The 16170-nt window shown below is 74.2% G+C and carries 13 protein-coding genes; 3 read left to right on the top strand and 10 right to left on the bottom strand.

Translation table 11 applies throughout. From position 1 onward, the window contains the following. Window positions 1-140: 140 nt before the first annotated feature. From ACGH7X_RS03535 to ACGH7X_RS03505, 7 genes are all read right to left on the bottom strand, one after another. The gene (locus ACGH7X_RS03535; protein WP_399881481.1) at window positions 141-1100 is read right to left on the bottom strand and encodes a threonine/serine dehydratase; all 960 of its coding nucleotides are present in this window, start codon (window positions 1098-1100) and stop codon (window positions 141-143) included. A gap of 50 nt (window positions 1101-1150) precedes the next feature. Next, window positions 1151-1828 carry an AIM24 family protein gene (locus ACGH7X_RS03530; protein ID WP_399881479.1) on the bottom strand — a complete coding sequence of 226 codons (678 nt, stop codon included), beginning with the start codon at window positions 1826-1828 and terminating at the stop codon, window positions 1151-1153. Window positions 1829-1885: 57 nt separating this feature from the next. Then, the gene (locus tag ACGH7X_RS03525) at window positions 1886-3181 is read right to left on the bottom strand and encodes a CAP domain-containing protein (RefSeq protein ID WP_399881477.1); all 1296 of its coding nucleotides are present in this window, start codon (window positions 3179-3181) and stop codon (window positions 1886-1888) included. Between the two features lie 91 nt (window positions 3182-3272). Next, window positions 3273-6239, bottom strand: a complete 2967-nt coding sequence (locus tag ACGH7X_RS03520; protein WP_399881475.1) for an AAA family ATPase — start codon at window positions 6237-6239, stop codon at window positions 3273-3275. A gap of 137 nt (window positions 6240-6376) precedes the next feature. Continuing rightward, window positions 6377-6730 carry a UBP-type zinc finger domain-containing protein gene (locus ACGH7X_RS03515; protein WP_399881473.1) on the bottom strand — a complete coding sequence of 118 codons (354 nt, stop codon included), beginning with the start codon at window positions 6728-6730 and terminating at the stop codon, window positions 6377-6379. Further along, window positions 6727-8205 (bottom strand): ATP-binding protein, encoded by a 1479-nt coding sequence (locus tag ACGH7X_RS03510; protein WP_399896765.1) that lies wholly within the window; start codon window positions 8203-8205, stop codon window positions 6727-6729. Before ACGH7X_RS03510 ends, ACGH7X_RS03515 begins: the two co-directional genes overlap by 4 nt. An 11-nt stretch (window positions 8206-8216) precedes the next feature. Continuing rightward, on the bottom strand, window positions 8217-9893 hold the full coding sequence (locus ACGH7X_RS03505) for an FAD-dependent oxidoreductase (RefSeq protein ID WP_399881471.1): 1677 nt from the start codon (window positions 9891-9893) through the stop codon (window positions 8217-8219). 207 nt (window positions 9894-10100) lie between these two features. Between ACGH7X_RS03505 and ACGH7X_RS03500 the strand changes: the two genes are divergently transcribed. Beyond that, window positions 10101-10973 (top strand): universal stress protein, encoded by an 873-nt coding sequence (locus ACGH7X_RS03500; RefSeq protein ID WP_399881469.1) that lies wholly within the window; start codon window positions 10101-10103, stop codon window positions 10971-10973. 19 nt (window positions 10974-10992) lie between these two features. On the opposite strand, the gene ACGH7X_RS03495 is transcribed toward ACGH7X_RS03500, so the two are convergent. The 3 genes from ACGH7X_RS03495 to ACGH7X_RS03485 form a co-directional block, all read right to left on the bottom strand. Then, window positions 10993-12225: a DUF4032 domain-containing protein gene (locus ACGH7X_RS03495; protein WP_399881467.1), complete on the bottom strand. Its 1233-nt coding sequence runs from the start codon at window positions 12223-12225 to the stop codon at window positions 10993-10995. 9 nt (window positions 12226-12234) lie between these two features. Then, window positions 12235-12981, bottom strand: coding sequence for an MBL fold metallo-hydrolase (locus tag ACGH7X_RS03490; RefSeq protein ID WP_399881465.1), 747 nt, complete (start codon window positions 12979-12981; stop codon window positions 12235-12237). 74 nt (window positions 12982-13055) lie between these two features. Further along, the gene (locus tag ACGH7X_RS03485) at window positions 13056-13685 is read right to left on the bottom strand and encodes an alpha-ketoglutarate-dependent dioxygenase AlkB (RefSeq protein ID WP_399881463.1); all 630 of its coding nucleotides are present in this window, start codon (window positions 13683-13685) and stop codon (window positions 13056-13058) included. Between the two features lie 141 nt (window positions 13686-13826). On the opposite strand from ACGH7X_RS03485, the gene ACGH7X_RS03480 reads away from it, so the two are divergent. Further along, window positions 13827-14450: a TetR/AcrR family transcriptional regulator gene (locus tag ACGH7X_RS03480; protein ID WP_399881461.1), complete on the top strand. Its 624-nt coding sequence runs from the start codon at window positions 13827-13829 to the stop codon at window positions 14448-14450. 23 nt (window positions 14451-14473) lie between these two features. After that, on the top strand, window positions 14474-16147 hold the full coding sequence (locus tag ACGH7X_RS03475; protein ID WP_399881459.1) for an FAD-binding dehydrogenase: 1674 nt from the start codon (window positions 14474-14476) through the stop codon (window positions 16145-16147). Window positions 16148-16170: the final 23 nt, after the last annotated feature.

The raw sequence follows: 16170 nt of genomic DNA, 5'->3' as shown, positions 1-16170 counted from the left end.
GGGGCCGGGGTGCGTTCAGCGGCGGCGCCTTGCCGCCCCGTTTCTGACCCTTCTTCAAAAGCGGCGAACACGCGTACGACCGAGGGGCGTACGGGGAAAGCGTCCGTGCGGGCGCGCACCCGGCCCCGGCCGGGCGGACGTCAGCGGAGTCCGAAGCGGTCGGTCCACGCGGCCGTGTCGGCGACGGTGGCGTTGCCTCCGCACACCACGAGCCCGATCCGGGCGTCGTCCCCCACCCGCTCCACCACGCGCCGGGCCGCCGGCAGCAGACAGCCGGCGGCCGGCTCGGTCCACACCTTCGCGTGCTCGGCGAGCGCGAGCGTACCCCGCACGGCCTCCCGGTCCGGCACCACGAGCACCTCGGTGACCAGCTCCGACACATGGTCGTACGTCACCTGCGAGACGGACGGGGCGCTGAGGGTGGTGACGAATGAGGACAGCGGCACCGCGAGCGGCCCGCCCGCCGCCAGCGCCCGGGACATGGCCTCGGCGCCCTCGGTCTCCACGCCCCAGATCCGCACGCCGGGCCGCAGTGCCCGCAGCGCCGCCGCCACGCCCGCGATCAGGCCGCCGCCCCCGATGCTCACCACCACGTCGGTGAGCTCCCCGGCGTCCTCGGCGAACTCCAGCCCCACGGTGCCCTGCCCCGCGATCACCACCGGGTCGTCGAAGGGGTGGACCAGGGTCAGCCCCTCCTCCTGGAGCCGGGTGACGAGCGCGAAGGCACTGTCCATGCCGTCGGTGAGCCGCACCAGCGCGCCCGCCTCCTCGGCGATCTCCACGGAACGGGCCGGCGCCGTACGCGGCATGACCACCGTGGCCTTCACGTCGAGGGCTGCGGCCATGACCGCCACCGCGATGCCGTGGTTGCCGCCGCTGACCGCGACGACGCCCGCGGCCCGCTCGGCCTCGGTCAGCGACAGCAGCTTCGCCGTCGCGCCGCGCGCCTTGAACGAACCGGTGCGCTGGAGCAGCTCCAGCTTCGCGGTGACCGGGACGCCGAGCAGCGCGGACAGCCCGGGGCTGGGCACGGTCGGGGTGCGTACGACATGGTGGGCGATCCGCTCGGCCGCGGCTTCGATCTCCGTGATCTGGATCAAGGCAGTCTTCCTTCCGGCGCGGGCGGTGATCCGCGTCCGTCGTGAGTCTCTCAGTGCTGCTGCGTCTTCTGCGGCGTCGCCTCACTCGGCCGGACGACGACGAAGCCCTCTCCCTGGAGCACCAGTTGGACGGCCTCTCCGGAACCGCCGCGCAGCATCGAGCCGATGGACTGCGAACGGTGCAGGGAGGTCGCCAGACCGGCGGACCAGCCGACGATCGCGTCCGTGTCGACGTGGACCGGGTACTGGTGCGAGACCGGGATGACCAGGGGATTGCCCTCGCACACCAGCCCCAGCCTGCCCTGCCCGGTGAAGACGCTGTTGAACAGCCCGCCGCCCGCGATGCCCGAGCCCTTCACGGTGGCGATGCGGTACGACAGCGACGCGTCGAAGCACAGGACGTTGCGGCCGTTCACGGTGAACTCGTCGCCGGGCTCGACCTCGACGACGAAGCAGTTCTGGGCCTCGTTCGCGAACCAGGCCTCACCCTGCCCGCGCACCGCCATCAGCGGCAGCCCCTCCCCGGTGACCGCGCGCTTGAGCATGCCGCCCACGCCCTGGCCCTTGCGTTCGAACTGCAGACTGCCCCGGTAGGCGATCATCGCGCCCTGCCGGGCCAGCATCTCGCCGTTCACCGCGTAACGGATGCACTTGGAATTCTCGACGGTCATGCCCGGCGCGGTCGCGGGCTGCACCATGTGCTCGCTGGAAAAGAGGTCACCCTTCATACCGGCATCCTGGCCCGGAGCGTCCCGTTCCGCCAAGATCGGGTGCCGGGGCCGTGTTCAGCCGCCGAAGAGCTGGGTCCAGTAGGTGCCCGCCCGGCCGCCGCCGGCCAGGCCGACGCCGATGTGCGTGAAGTCGGCCTTGAGGATGTTGGCGCGGTGCCCGGGGCTGTTCATCCAGCCCTCGACGACGTCGGCGGGGGAGCGCTGGCCGCACGCTATGTTCTCGCCGACCGTGCGCCGGGTGGCGCCCGCGGCCGCGGCCCGGTCCCAGGGCTTGCCGCCGTCGGGGTCGGTGTGCGAGTAGAAGTCGCGGTCCACCATGTCCGTGCTGTGTGCCTGCGCGGCGGCGGTCAGCCGGGTGTCGACGGCCAGGGCCGGCAGTCCCGCCGCGGCCCGCCGCCGGTTGGTGAGGTCGACGACCTCCGCCGTCGTACGGGACAGACCGTCCGGGGTGAGCGGCGCGGCCCACAGCGCGGTCCAGTACGTGTCGCCCGAGGGCCCGCCGGTGACGTACGCCCACCCGGCGTGTGTGAAGGCGGCGTCCTGCAGCGTGCGCCGGGTGCGCTCGGTGCCCAGGCAGTACGCGACGAACTCGGCGGGCGTACGCGGGCCGGAGACCAGGTGCTCGCCGACGGTGAGATACGCGAACCCGGCACGGACGACGCGCTGGTGGACGGAGACGCCGTCCCGCGTCTCGACGCTCAGCCTCCCCGCGGCGGCCATGGCGGCGGCGTGCGCCCGGGCCGCGGAGACCAGGCGGGAGTCGGCCGAGACGGGACGTGAACCGGCTGTGCTCCGGGCGGAGTTGACCAGCTCCAGGAAGCCGTCGGCGTCGGCTGCGGGTGGCGCCGGTGCCCCGTCGGGAGCCGGGGCGTCGTCGACGACCTCCACCCCGAAGTCCCGGGCGAGACCGGCCAGCCCGTCCGCGTACCCCTGGCCGAGCGCGCGCAACTTCCAGCCCTCGCCCCGCCGGTAGAACTCCACGAGCAGCAGCACGCTCACCTGCCCGGGACGCGCGGGGGTGAACCGGGTCAGGTTCCGGCCGCGGGCGTCGGTGACATGGACGGTGGGGGAGGGGAGGGCGCTCAGCGCCGTGCCGGGGTCCGACGGGCCGACCGCCACCGTCACCCGGGTGGCACCGGGGCGCAGTCGCGCGGGATCGACGGTGAGCGTGTCCTCGCGCAGCCGGGCGCCGGGTGCCCGCGGCTGGTTGTAGAAGACGAAGTCCTCGTCGCCGCCGACCTTGCCGGCGTCGTCCGTGACGAGCGCCGACACGTCGAAGCCGGCGGGAACCCGCACGCTCACGGGACCGCCCGGCAGAGGGACGTTGCCCCCGGGGACCAATTCGCTCATCGTGCCGCCCTGTGTCCTGGTTCGCGCTCCGGGTGGGGGTGCCGGTGCCGGGTCAACGTCCACCGGGCGGCGGGGGTTCCCGGTGCCCGTGTCAGCGCGGCGACGTGGGCTCCGGAGCGATCAGGCCCTGCCGGTAGGCGATGGCGACCGCCTCCGTGCGGCTCGCCGCGTTCAGCTTGGCGAGGATGTTGGAGACGTGGACGCTCGCCGTCTTGGCGCTGATGAACAGCTCCTCGCCGATCTGCCGGTTGCTGCGGCCCAGGGCGAGCAGCCGCAGCACGTCCTGCTCGCGGGCGGTCAGCGCCGCCGCGCCGCCCCCGCCCGGCGCCGGGTCCGTGAGCCGGCCGCGGCGGGCCAGGTCGTCGAGCCGCTCGCGCAGCACCGTGGCGCCCAGCCGGTCGGCCTCCCGGCGTACGGCGTCGGCCTCGGCGCTCGCCTCGTCACGGCGGTCGGCCGCCAGCAGGGCCTCGGCCAGCCGCAGCCGGCACCGCAGACGTTCGTAGGCGTCGCCGTACGTGAAGGCGGCCACCGCCCTCTCCCAGGCCGCCGGGTCCGGTGCGGCGGCGGAGACCCGGGACCACTCGGCCTCCGCGCGCGCCAGCCACGCCTGGCCCTCCGGGCCCTGGGGCACGTCGTCGTAGCCGTGCTCGGCGGACCAGCGGGCGTCGGCCAGCAGCTCGGCCGCCGTGTCCGTCCAGCGGGCCACCCCCGCCGTGTCCCCGGCCCGGCGCAGCTCGGCCACGGTGTCGGCGACCGCGGTCAGCGCGAGGGTGGCGAGCCGGACGGTCACGGCGGGCCGCGAGCCCGCCTCTCTGAGCGCCTCGACACTGGACCGCATCCACCGCACCGCGTCCTCGGCGTCCCCGCGCAGCGCCGCCGCGTCGGTCAGCACGACAGCCCCGACCATCCGCGCCATCCAGTCGAACGGCCCCTCCAGCAGGGCCCGGGCCCGCTCGGCCGCACCGAAGTCGCCGCGCGCCAGCGCCACGTACAGCCCGGGCCCGAGGGCGTGACCGCTCACGGCCGGGCCCTGACCGGGCTGCTCGGCGGACTCGCGCAACACCTCGTCCCAGCGGCCCAGCGTGTACTGGACGAGCAGTCGCAGATACCGCATCTCCCGCGGATACGGCGAGGACAGCAGCCCGGAGCGGCGGGCCCGGTCCAGGCCCTCCGACGCCCAGAGCAGGCAGTCCTCCAGGTCACCGGACTCGAAGCTGCCGATGGCGAGGTTGAACAGCGCGCGCAGCTCCACGGGCGCGTTGCCCGCCCGCCGCGCCAGCTCGCGTGCCTCCAGCAGCCGCTCCCGGCCCACCGGCGTGGAGCGGTTGCCGCCCTCCAGACTCGTCAGGGAGATCAGAAGGTCGGCGCGGGCGTCGGTGACCCCCAGCTCCTTGGCGACCCCCAGGGCCCGGCGGGCCACCCGCAGCGCCGTCCCGTTCTCCCCGACCTGGCGGGCCGTCGTCACATGCGTGGCCGCCGCCCACACCCACGTCGAGGACGGCGGCTCGGCGGGGATCAGGTCCAGCGCCTCGCTGCTGTGGGCGTACGCGGCCGACAGGTTGTCGACGCTCAGCAGGTTCCCGGCGAGTGTGTAGCGGACGCGGGCGGCGAGCTCCAGGTCCGCGTCCTGGCCGAGGCCGGCCAGCGCGGACCGGGTGAGGGAGACCGCGCGGTGCAGCTCCCCGGCGTGCGCGGCGGCCGCCGAGGCGCGCAGCGTGAGCGTCACCGCGTCGGGTCCGGCGGGGCGCGCGGCGGAGTCGACCGCCGACCACAGGTCCAGGGCCGCCTCGACGTGCCGCAGCTCCTCGGCGGGGGCGCCGACGTGCTGGGCGTGGTCGGCGGCCTCCAGGGAGGCGGCGAGCGCCTCCGGCAGGTCGTGGCTCTCGCGGTAGTGGTGGGCGCGCTCGGCCGCGCTGTCGGACCGGTGGCCGGGTCCGGCGAGCAGCCGGGCGAACGCGCCGTGCAGCCGGGCCCGTTCACCGGGGAGCAGGTCGGCGTAGACCGCCTCCCGCGCGAGGGCGTGCCTGAAGGAGTACAGGTCCCCGTCGCCGGAGACCAGCAACTGCCGCTCCACCGCCTCGCGCAGCGCCGTCTCCAGCTCGTCCTCGGGCAGCCCCACGGCGTCCCGCAGCAGGTCGTGCCCCACCCGGCGGCCCGCGACGGCGGCGGTGCGCAGCACCTGCTGGGCGGTCTCGGACAACTGCTCGAACCGGATGAGCAGGACGTCGGCCAGCCCGCTGGGAACGCCACCGGCGGGCGCGGACGTGGCCGCCACCAGCTCCTCGGCGTAGAAGGCGTTGCCCTCGGCGCGTTCGACGATCCGGTGCACCGTGGTGTCCGGCAGCGGGCGCTCCCGCAGCGAGCGCACCAGCCGGGCCACGTCGGCGTCCGGCAGGGGCCGCAGCTCCAGCCGCTCCACGCCGGGCAGGCGCACCAGCTCGGCCAGCAGCGGACGCAGCGGATGGCGGCGGTGCAGGTCGTCCGCCCGGTACGAGGCGAACAGCGCGAGCCGGTGGCCGGGAGTCCCGCCCGCGGGCCGTTGCAGCACTCCCCGGCTGAGCAGGAACCTCAGCAGGTCCCGGGAGGACTGGTCGGCCCAGTGCAGGTCCTCCAGGACCAGCAGCAGCGGCGCGACGTCCGCCAGGTCGGTGAGCAGGGCGGCCACACCCTCGAAGAGTCGCAGCCGCGAGCGGGTGGCGGCGCTCCCGTCGTCCGGACCGCCGCCGAGCAGCCGGTCGGCCACCGGGTGCGCGGCCAGCACGGCGGCGAACCGTTCGTCGGCGGCCAGCACGCCCAGGATCTCGGTGAACGGCAGATACGGCAGGCCGACGTCGCCCAGGTCCACGCAGTGCCCGGTGAGCACGGTCGTCCCGGCCGCGACGGCCCGGCCCGCGACCTCGTCCAGGGTCCGGGTCTTGCCGACCCCGGCGTCCCCGGCGACGAGCACCGCGCGGGCCTCGCCGGCGCGGGCGCGTTCCAGTACGCCGGTGAGACGCGCGAGTTCGTCCTCGCGGCCGACGAGCGGGCTGGTGAGTGAGGTCTGCGGCACGCTGTCCATCCTGGCACGCGGGTCCGGCAACCGGTCCCCCGGCGGGTGCGCGGACCGGCGGGGCGCCCGGCGGCATCGCCTCGGCCGCAACGCACCGCACGGCGCGCGCCGGACGGGGACGGCGGGCTTCAGCGGCCCGCACGGGCTCAGCGCCGCAGCGTCGTGGCCCAGTCCGCCGGGACGCGTCCGGCGGGTCCGGGCGTCGGCTGGTCGTCGGGGTGGCTGCCCGGCGCGGCGAGCCGCGGACCGGACTCCCGGACCTCGTTGGTCGCGTAGTCCCAGTACCAGTCCTCGTCCGGCTCGAAGCTCTGCACCATCGGGTGGCCGGTGGACCGGTAGTGGCCGGTCGCGTGCTGTCCGGGTGAGCTGTCGCAGCAGCCGACGTGGCCGCAGCTCGCGCAGCGCCGCAGATGGAACCACCAGCCGCCCGCCGCGTCGCACTCGACGCAGCCGGTGCCGCTCGGCGGGACGGTGGGGTCGATTCCGGTGTCGCTGGTCATACCGGCTCCTCGGTCGGATCGGTGGGGTCGGGCGGGTCGGGCGGCTCGGTCGGGTCGGATGCGGCGGCGGTGAGCGGCAGGAGCACCTGGAAACGGGTGTCGCCCGGCACGGACTCGACCTGGAGCGTGCCGTGGTGCTTGTTGACCACGATCCGCCAGGAGATGTCCAGGCCGAGCCCGGTGCCCTCGCCCACCGGCTTGGTGGTGAAGAACGGGTCGAAGATGCGCTCCCGGATCTCCGGGGCGATCCCGGTGCCGGTGTCGCGGAACTCCACCAGCAGCCGGTCGTGATGGAGCGCGGTCCGCACGGTCAGCGTGCCCTCGCCGCCCGCGGCGTTCACCGCGGCGACCGCGTTGTCGATCAGGTTGGTCCACACCTGGTTCAGCTCCGCCGGATACGCCGGGACCTCCGGCGCCGTACGGTCGTACTCCTTGACGACCTCGATCCGCGGGCCGATCTTCCCGGAGAGCATCAGCAGGGTGCTGTCGAGGAGTTCGTGGACGTCGACGGTCCGGTAGGGCGCCCGGTCGAGCTGTGCGTACTGCTTGGCCGCGTCCACCAGGTGCGAGATGCGGGCGGTGGAGTCCGCGATCTCGTTCATCAGCAGCTCCGTCTCGACCGTGTAGTTGAGCCAGCCGACCGCGCCCGGCAGGATCTCCTCGTCCACGGCCGCCGCGACCTGCTCCAGCCACTCGGTGTCCAGACCGGCCTGCACGAAGGTCGGCGCGAGCTGCCAGCCGTGCTCGATGCCGTGGTCCTCCAGCCAGTCGCCGAGAGCGTCCTCGCGGTCGGAGGCCTCCAGCGGGCTGAGCGTGGGCGCCTTGGCGACCCGCTCCGCCGTGCGCTCCTGTATCTCGATGAGCCCCGCGAGCGCGTCGCGGGAGAACGGGCCCTCGGCGATCACGGCGAGCTTGTGCCGCATCTTCGCCACCCGCTCCCGCAGCGTCGAGGTGGCCCGGACCGCGGCCGCCGCCGGGTTGTTCAGCTCGTGGGTGAGACCGGCGGACAGCGAGCCGAGCGCCAGCAGCCGCTCGCGCTGGCCGATGGCCCGCTGGGTGTTCTTGGACCCGAAGAAGAGCCCCTCCAGCAGATGCACCGCCATCGGGAACCACTCCCGCATGACGGCCGCGAACGTGTCCGCGGGCAGCACGAAGAACCGCGTCGGCGCGGTGACCCGCATGGAGTTGTTGTAGACCTGCGGCACCCGGTCACCGACGTACGCCTGCATCGCGCCCGCGTACACCCCGGGCTGCGAGGTGCGGTTGGTCTCCACGTCGTCGCCGCCGACCCGGCGGGTCAGCACGACGGTTCCCTCCAGCATCACGTAGAAGCACGTCGCGTCCTCGCCCTCGGCGTACACCGGCCCGGGCTCGAACAGCTCGACGCGGCCCTCGGCGCACAGCCGGCCCAGCTGCTCGGGCGTCAGCTTCTCGAACAGGAACAGCGCCCCGATCTCCTCGGGGCTGCAGGGCATCGGCCGCCCGCTCACGACTGCTCCAGATAACGGTGGACGAGCATCACGGCCATGGCTCCCTCTCCGACGGCGGACGCGACCCGCTTGGCGGACTCCGCGCGGGCGTCGCCCGCCACGAACACGCCCGGGACGCTGGTCTCCAGGTGATACGGCGGCCGGTCCAGCTCCCACTCGGCCGGCGGCCGCCCGTCCGGCGTGAGGTCCGGCCCGGCGAGGATGAACCCGCGCTCGTCCCGCAGCACCGTGCCGTCCAGCCAGTCGGTCAGCGGGGCCGCCCCGATGAACACGAACAGCCACTGCGCGTCCACGAGCTCCGTGCCGCCGCCCGCCGCGTCGCGCAGGGTCAGCCGCTCCAGGTGGCCGTCGCCGTGCGCGCTCTCGACGACCGTGCCGCAGCGCACGCGGATGTTGGGCGTCTCCTCGATCTGCTGGATCAGGTAGTACGACATCGACGCCGCCAGGGATTCGCCGCGCACCAGCAGCGTCACCGACTTGGCGCCCCGGGCCAGGTACATCGCCGCCTGCCCGGCCGAGTTGGCGCCGCCGACGATGTACACGTCGTGACCCTGGCAGGAGGCGGCCTCGGTCAGTGCCGACCCGTAGAACACCCCGCAGCCGGTGAGGTCGTCCGTGCCGGGCGCGGACAGCTGCCGGTAGGAGACGCCGGTCGCCAGGATCACGCTGTGCGCCGCGATCGCCGAGCCGTCCGAGAACCGCACGATCCGCGCCGCGCCGCCCGCCTCCAGAGCGGTCACCTCGCGGGCGGTGAGGATCTCGGCGCCGAACTTCGCGGCCTGCCGCCGGGCCCGCTCCGTGAGCTGGCCGCCGGACACGCCGTCGGGGAAGCCGAGGTAGTTCTCGATGCGGGAGCTCTGCCCGGCCTGCCCGCCGGTCGCCGACCGCTCCACCAGCACCGTCCGCAGCCCCTCCGAGGCCCCGTACACGGCCGCGCCGAGCCCGGCCGGGCCGCCGCCGATCACCACCAGGTCGTAGAAGTCGGCCGTCGGCGTGGTCGCCAGACCCACCCGCGCGGCCAGGTCGGGTGCCTCCGGCTCCACCAGCGGGGTCCCGTCCGGCGTGATCACCACCGGCAGCCGCTGCCCGTCCTGGCCGGCCGCCGACAGCAGCCGCCGCCCCTCCGGGTCGTCACACGAGTACCAGCGGTACGGCACCTGGTTGCGGGCCAGGAACTCGCGGACCTCCGAGGACCGCGCCGACCAGCGGTGCCCGACGACCTTGGTGCTGGGCACCGGCCGGTGGTCGCCGGCGCGCCAGGCCTGGAGGAGGTCGTCGAGGACCGGGTAGAGCTTCTCCTCGGGCGGGTCCCAGGGCTTGAGCAGGTAGTGGTCCAGGTCGACGACGTTGATCGCGTCGATCGCCGCGTTGGTGTCCGCGTACGCCGTCAGCAGCACGCGCCGGGCGCCCGGATACACGTCCAGGGCCTGTTCGAGGAACTCGATGCCGTTCATCTGCGGCATCCGGAAGTCGGCCAGGAGCACGGCCACCAGGTCGCCGCGCAGCTTCAGCTCACGCAGCGCCTCGAGCGCCGACTCGCCGGACTCCGCGCGCACGATCCGGTACGTGGCGCCGTAGCGCCGCCGCAGATCGCGGGCGACGGCGCGGGAGACCCCCGGATCGTCGTCCACGGTCATGATGACGGTCCGTGTCTCCGCGTCGGCCTGTGCCATGCGTCCCCCACGTCGAGCGGCCGGATTCACGGCACGGCGTCCCCGTCACCGCACCGGCCTGCAGCCCATCGTATGTTCGATCGCCGCACCTCGCTCAGGCGGCGCGGAGGCGTCGGCCCTCACCCGCTCCCCGTGCGGGCTCACGGGGCGGCTTGGGGAAGACTGGGCCCCATGAACGACGTGAGTGCGACACAGGGAGGGACCCGCATGACGCGCCCGATCACGGCAGGTGTGGACGGTTCCGAGGAGAGTCTGGCCGCGCTGGCCTGGGCCGCCAGGGAGGCGGTCCGCCGCGGAAGGCCGCTGCATGTCGTGCACGCGTGGCGCTTCCAGGGGCAGGGGGTGGCCGGCACGGTGGACCGGGACACCCAGGAGCGGTGGGTGCGGGAGTCCGTCGCCGAGTCGGTCGGGACCGTCACCGCACGGCACCCCGACCTCACGGTGTCCACCGAGATCCGCGAGGGCGACGACGTCGCGGCACTGCTCGCCGCCGCGGCCGACGCCGAGACGCTGGTGCTCGGCTCGCGCGGGCACGGGGCGGTCGTCGGCTTCCTGCTCGGCTCGGTCGGCCGGCAGGTGATCGCCGAGGCGACCGGGCCGGTCGTCCTCGTGCGGGCCGGTGACGAGGCCGCCGCGGAGGCCGCGGGCCGCGAGGTCGTCGTGGGCCAGCAGGGCGAGCCGGAGGACAGCGCCGACGTCGTCGGGTTCGCCTTCGAGGCGGCCGCCGCGCGCGGCGCCGCCGTGCGAGCGGTACGGGCCTGGGCCCTGCCGACGGTGTTCACCTACAGCCCCGGCTCGATGGCGCTCGCCGACGAGGCCGGGGGACTGGAGCAGTACGAGAGGAAGGCGCTCGGCGAGGCGCTCGGGCCGTGGCGCGAGCGCTTCCCCGACGTGCCGGTGGTCGAGCACGTGGAGATGGGCAGTGCCGGCCAGGTGCTGCTCTCGGCGGCCGGCGGCGCCCAGCTGATGGTCGTCGGCCGCCGCGCCCGCCGTACGGCCGTCGGCGCCCGGATCGGCTCGGTGGCGCACGGCGTGCTGCATCACGCCGAGTGCCCGGTGGCGGTGGTCCCGCACACGTGAGGCCCCGGTACGCCGCCGCTCAGTCCGCCGTGGGCTGGAGGGTCTCGCGGGCCCTGGGCAGGATGTTGACGATGTAGTCGTCGACGGCCGTGTCCAGGCCGATGTCGTGCTGGGCCCGCTCGGACAGGTACCAGCGGTGCTCCAGCAGCTCGTGGTAGATCTCCGCCGGGTCCATCGCACCGCGCAGCTCCACCGGCACCGCGCGCACGGTGGGGCGGAACACCTCGCGCACCCAGCGGTGGGCCAGGACCTCCGGGCGGGCGCCGAGGGGGTCGCCCGGGGCGTAGTCGTCCTGGGTGGCCATCCAGCTCTCCAGGTCGGTGAGCAGCCGCCTGGCCTGGTTCTCCTCGGCGTCCAGGCCGGTCAGACGCAGCAACTGGCGCTGGTGGTGACCGGCGTCGACCACCTTGGGCACGAAGGTGACCGTGTCGCCGTTGGAGGCGTGCTCTATCTGCATCTCGGCCACGTCGAAGCCGAGGTCGTTCAGGCGCCGGATCCGGCGCTCGATGTAGTGGTACTTGCCCGCCGGATAGACGGAGGTGCGGGTCAGCTCCTCCCACAGGCGTCCGTAGCGGGCGCAGATCTCGGTGCCGAAGTCCACCGGGTCGACGGAGGGGTGCAGCGCCCCCGACGCCTCCAGGTCGAGCAGCTCGCCGCTGATGTTCACCCGGGCGAGGTCGAGGTCGTAGTCGCGCTGCCCGGGGCTGAGCCGGGGGTGCAGTTCCCCGGTCTCGGCGTCGACCAGGTAGGCGGCGTAGGCGCCCGCGTCGCGCCGGAAGAGCGTGTTGGACAGCGAGCAGTCCCCCCAGGCGAACCCGGCCAGGTGCAGCCGGACCAGCAGCACCGCGAGGGCGTCCATCAGACGGTGCATGGTCGCCGGGCGCAGCGTCGTCTCGAACATCGACCGGTACGGCTGCGAGCCGCCCAGGTGCCGGGTGACCAGCACCGGCTCCAGTGCGCCGCCCGCGGTGTCCGTACGGCCGGTGATCACGGCCAGCGCGTCCACCGCCGGGATGGCGAGCCGGTCAAGGTCGCGCAGCAGCTGGTACTCGCGCAGCGCGGGCCGTTCGGCCAGCTCCTTGACCGCGATCACCTCGTCCCCGGCGCGCGCGTAGCGGACCACGTGCCGGGAGATGCCGCGCGGCAGCGGCACGAGGTACTCCTCGGGCCACTGCTCCAGCGGCGTCTGCCAGGGCAGTTCGAGCAGGAGCGCGGGGTGCTCCGGATTGGTGGCGCTGATCTGCAAGGCCATGCCCCGACTCTAGAACGCCCGTTCCCGGGCCCGTGCCGCGGCGTCCTTCACCGGCCCGCGGTGGACGGGACCGTGCCCGGGGAGCAGGAGGTCGCCCTCGAGACCCGCGAGGACGTCCAGCGAGGCGACCGCCCGTGCCCGGTCGTGGTGGAACATGTCGGGCAGCAGCTGCGGTCCCTCGATCCGGGAGACGGCATGCCCGCTCACCAGCGCGTCGCCGGAGATCACCACCCCGGCGTCGGGGAGGTGGTAGACGCAGTGGCCGTCGGTGTGCCCGGGGGTGTGCACCGGCACCGGCCGGCCGGGCAGGTCGAGGGGACCGTCCGCCGGGAAGGGGGCGGGCGCGGTCACCGGGTGCTGCTCGGTGCCGCCGGAGCGCAGCACATGTGCCGTCCACGGCAGCACCCCGGGCCGCCAGGCGTTGCGCAGCACCCTGCCGACGGACACCTGCTGGAGGAAGTCGCGCCGGGCGTGGGGCACCTCGGCCGCGTGGAGCAGGACCGGGGTGCCGTGGGCGGCGCGCAGGTACTCGGCCGAGCCCAGGTGGTCGTTGTGGGCGTGGGTGATCAGCACGGCCGCCACGGCCTCGGGCGAACTCCCGACGGCGGCCAGGGAGTCGAGCAGCAGCCGGCGGTCGCCGGGGTAGCCGGTGTCGACGAGGGTCACCGCGTCGCCGTCGGTGAGGATGACCCAGTTGGTGTTGCCGCCGTGCACCAGATAGGTGCCGTCGGCCACGTGCCGTACGTCCGCGCTCATGGTCTCCCGCATTCCAGGTGGCTGCCCCGCGAGGACAGCCAACCAGAAGCGGCACGCGGACCGCGGCGCGACCCTCAGCGCACGCCGTGCGGGCGGAACTGGACGCTGATGCGGGGCCCGGCGGCGCGGGTGCTCTTGGGTATGCAGTGCTCCCAGGTGCGCTGGCAGGAGCCGCCCATCACGATCAGGTCGCCGTGGCCCAGCGGGCGTCGCACGGTCTCGCCGCCCCCGCCCGCCGGTCGCAGCAGCAGGTCCCGGGGTGCTCCGACCGAGAGGATGGCGACCATCGTGTCCCGGTGGGCTCCGCGCCCGATCCGGTCGCCGTGCCAGGCGACGCTGTCCCGGCCGTCGCGGTAGTGGCAGAGCCCCGCCGTCGTGAACGGCTCGCCCAGCTCCCCGGCGTAGTGCGCGGACAGCGCGTCGCGCGCCTCGGACAGCAGCGGGTGCGGCAGCGGGTCGCCCGCGCCGTAGAACGCGAGCAGCCGGGGTACGTCGACCACCTGGTCGTACATGGCACGCCGCTCCGCGCGCCAGGGGACCTCGCCGGCCAGCTGCTCGAACAGCGCGTCCGCTCCGCCCAGCCACCCGGGGAGCAGGTCGATCCAGGCCCCGGAGCCGAGCTCGGTGCGCCGCAGTGCGTCGAGGGAGCCGAGCCGGACCTCGTCGGCCTGGTCGAAGAGCGAGCCCTGGAGATGCGTGGTCATGGATCCAGCGTACCCCTCATTCGAATGTACGTTCTATCGCTGCCAATCGCTGCCAATCGCTGCCCGGGCCCTTTCGATACATCGGTGTATCCGATACATTCACGCATCGAAACGCCGGAACCGAGGAGAAGGGGCCGGGGCATGGCGGTCGGGGCGACGGGCGGGCGGGTGACCAGGCGGCGCGTGCGGACCCGCGCCAAGCTCCTGGACGCCGCCTTCGCGGTGTTCGCCGCCAAGGGGTTCGGCCGGGTGTCGATCGAGGAGGTCTGCGAGGCGGCCGGATACAGCCGGGGTGCCTTCTACTCGAACTTCGACAGCCTCGACGAGCTGTTCTTCGCCCTCTACCGGGACCGGGCCGAACTCATCGCGGAGCAGGTCTTCGGCGCGCTCGCGCTGGACGGGCCGGGCCTGGACGTACCCGCCGCCGTGGAGCGCGTCACCGAGGTGCTGCTCCTGGACCGGGACTGGCTCCTGGTGAAGACCGACTTCCTGGTGCACGCCGCCCGCGACCCGGAGGTGGCGCGGACCCTGCTGGAGCACCGGGCACGCCTCAGGCGCGCGATCGCCGACCGGCTCGCCCGGGCGCGCGGGCACACCGCCCTGCCCGCCGTGCTGGGCGACGCCGACGGTGCCGCGCACGCCGTGGTCGCCGCGTACGACGGGGTCACCACCCAACTGCTCCTGGACCGGGACGCCGGGCACGCCCGGGTCTGGCTGGGACAACTGCTCACCGCGCTGCTCACCGAGGGCGGCACTCGCCCGTGACGGAACAGAAAGGGACGGTCGCCATGGATGCCGACGTCATCGTGGTCGGAGCGGGCCTGGCGGGCCTGGTCGCGGCCCACGAACTGACCAGCCGGGGACGGCGGGTCGCCCTGGTCGACCAGGAGAACGCGGCCAACCTCGGCGGACAGGCCTTCTGGTCCTTCGGCGGCCTCTTCCTCGTCGACTCCCCCGAGCAGCGGCGGCTCGGCGTCAAGGACTCCTTCGACCTGGCCTGGAACGACTGGCAGGGCAGCGCCGGCTTCGACCGGATGGAGGACGAGGACTCCTGGGCCGTGCGCTGGGCCAGGGCGTACGTCGAGTGGGCGGCGGGGGAGAAGCGGTCCTGGCTGGCCGGACACGGCATCACCTTCCTGCCCACCGTGGGCTGGGCCGAGCGCGGCGACCTGAGGGCCGCCGGGCACGGCAACTCCGTGCCCAGGTTCCACATCGCCTGGGGCACCGGCACGGGAGTCGTCGAGCCGTTCGTGCGGTACGCGAAGCAGGCCGCGCGGGACGGGCTGCTCACCTTCCACCACCGCCACCGCGTAGACCACCTGGTCGTCGAGGGCGGCACCGCGCGCGGGGTACGCGGCACCGTCCTCGCCGCGGACGACTCACCGCGCGGCGTCGCCTCGAGCCGCGAGGCGAGCGGCGAGTTCGAACTCACCGCGCAGGCCGTGATCGTCACCTCCGGCGGCATCGGCGCCGACCACGACATCGTCCGCCGCCACTGGCCCGAGCGCCTGGGCACCCCGCCCGCCGAGATGGTCACCGGTGTCCCCGCCTACGTCGACGGGCGGATGCTCGACATCAGCGCCGAGGCGGGCGCGCGCCTGGTCAACCGCGACCGTATGTGGCACTACACGGAGGGCCTGCGCAACTGGGACCCGATCTGGCCCGGCCACGGCATCCGCATCCTGCCAGGACCGTCCTCGATGTGGTTCGACGCCCTCGGCCGCCGGCTGCCCGAGCCCTGCCTGCCCGGCTACGACACCCTCGGTACCCTGCGCCACCTGCGCACGGCCGAAGACCTCGCGGGCCACGACCACTCCTGGTTCGTGCTCACCCAGAAGATCATCGAGAAGGAGTTCGCGCTCTCCGGCTCCGAGCAGAACCCCGACATCACCGCCAAGGACCGCGCCGGCTTCCTGCGGACACGCCTCCTCGGCAAGGGAGCGCCGGGCCCGGTGGACGCCTTCCTGCGCAACGGCGCCGACTTCGTGAGCGCGCCGAACCTGGAGCAACTGGTGGACAAGATGAACGGGTTGACCGACAAGCCGCTCCTGGACGCCGCCGCACTGCGGCGCCAGATCGAGGCCCGCGACCTCCAGATGGCCAACCCGTACGCCAAGGACGCCCAGGTCCAGGGCATCCGCAACGCCCGCCGCTACATCGGCGACCGCCTCGGCCGGGTGGCCACCCCGCACCGCATCCTCGACCCGGCGGCGGGCCCGCTGATCGGCGTCAAGCTGCACATCCTCACCCGCAAGACCCTCGGCGGAATCCAGACCGACCTCGACTCCCGCGCGCTGGGCGCCGACGGCACCCCCGTCGAGGGCCTGTACGCGGCCGGCGAGGTGGCCGGCTTCGGCGGCGGCGGGGTGCACGGCTACAACGCGCTGGAGGGCACCTTCCTCGGCGGCTGCCTGTTCTCCGGCCGGGCGGCGGGCCGGGCCGCGGCACGGCAGACCGCCTGACGTCCGCCGCTCAGCCCGGGCGA

This window comes from Streptomyces sp. BBFR51 (assembly GCF_044591655.1).
Taxonomy (GTDB): domain Bacteria; phylum Actinomycetota; class Actinomycetes; order Streptomycetales; family Streptomycetaceae; genus Streptomyces.
The sequence above is the reverse complement of the archived record's forward strand: the minus strand, read 5'-3'. Positions and strand labels throughout refer to the sequence as shown.

Excerpts from the sequence above, each read along its gene's own strand:
- ACGH7X_RS03530 (WP_399881479.1), bottom strand. The coding sequence starts at position 1,828 with ATGAAGGGTGACCTCTTTTCCAGCGAGCACATGGTGCAGCCCGCGACC.
- ACGH7X_RS03525 (WP_399881477.1), bottom strand. The coding sequence starts at position 3,181 with ATGAGCGAATTGGTCCCCGGGGGCAACGTCCCTCTGCCGGGCGGTCCC.
- ACGH7X_RS03520 (WP_399881475.1), bottom strand. The coding sequence starts at position 6,239 with ATGGACAGCGTGCCGCAGACCTCACTCACCAGCCCGCTCGTCGGCCGC.
- ACGH7X_RS03515 (WP_399881473.1), bottom strand. The coding sequence starts at position 6,730 with ATGACCAGCGACACCGGAATCGACCCCACCGTCCCGCCGAGCGGCACC.
- ACGH7X_RS03510 (WP_399896765.1), bottom strand. The coding sequence starts at position 8,205 with ATGCCCTGCAGCCCCGAGGAGATCGGGGCGCTGTTCCTGTTCGAGAAG.
- ACGH7X_RS03505 (WP_399881471.1), bottom strand. The coding sequence starts at position 9,893 with ATGGCACAGGCCGACGCGGAGACACGGACCGTCATCATGACCGTGGAC.
- ACGH7X_RS03500 (WP_399881469.1), top strand. The coding sequence starts at position 10,101 with ATGACGCGCCCGATCACGGCAGGTGTGGACGGTTCCGAGGAGAGTCTG.
- ACGH7X_RS03495 (WP_399881467.1), bottom strand. The coding sequence starts at position 12,225 with ATGGCCTTGCAGATCAGCGCCACCAATCCGGAGCACCCCGCGCTCCTG.
- ACGH7X_RS03490 (WP_399881465.1), bottom strand. The coding sequence starts at position 12,981 with ATGAGCGCGGACGTACGGCACGTGGCCGACGGCACCTATCTGGTGCAC.
- ACGH7X_RS03485 (WP_399881463.1), bottom strand. The coding sequence starts at position 13,685 with ATGACCACGCATCTCCAGGGCTCGCTCTTCGACCAGGCCGACGAGGTC.
- ACGH7X_RS03480 (WP_399881461.1), top strand. The coding sequence starts at position 13,827 with ATGGCGGTCGGGGCGACGGGCGGGCGGGTGACCAGGCGGCGCGTGCGG.
- ACGH7X_RS03475 (WP_399881459.1), top strand. The coding sequence starts at position 14,474 with ATGGATGCCGACGTCATCGTGGTCGGAGCGGGCCTGGCGGGCCTGGTC.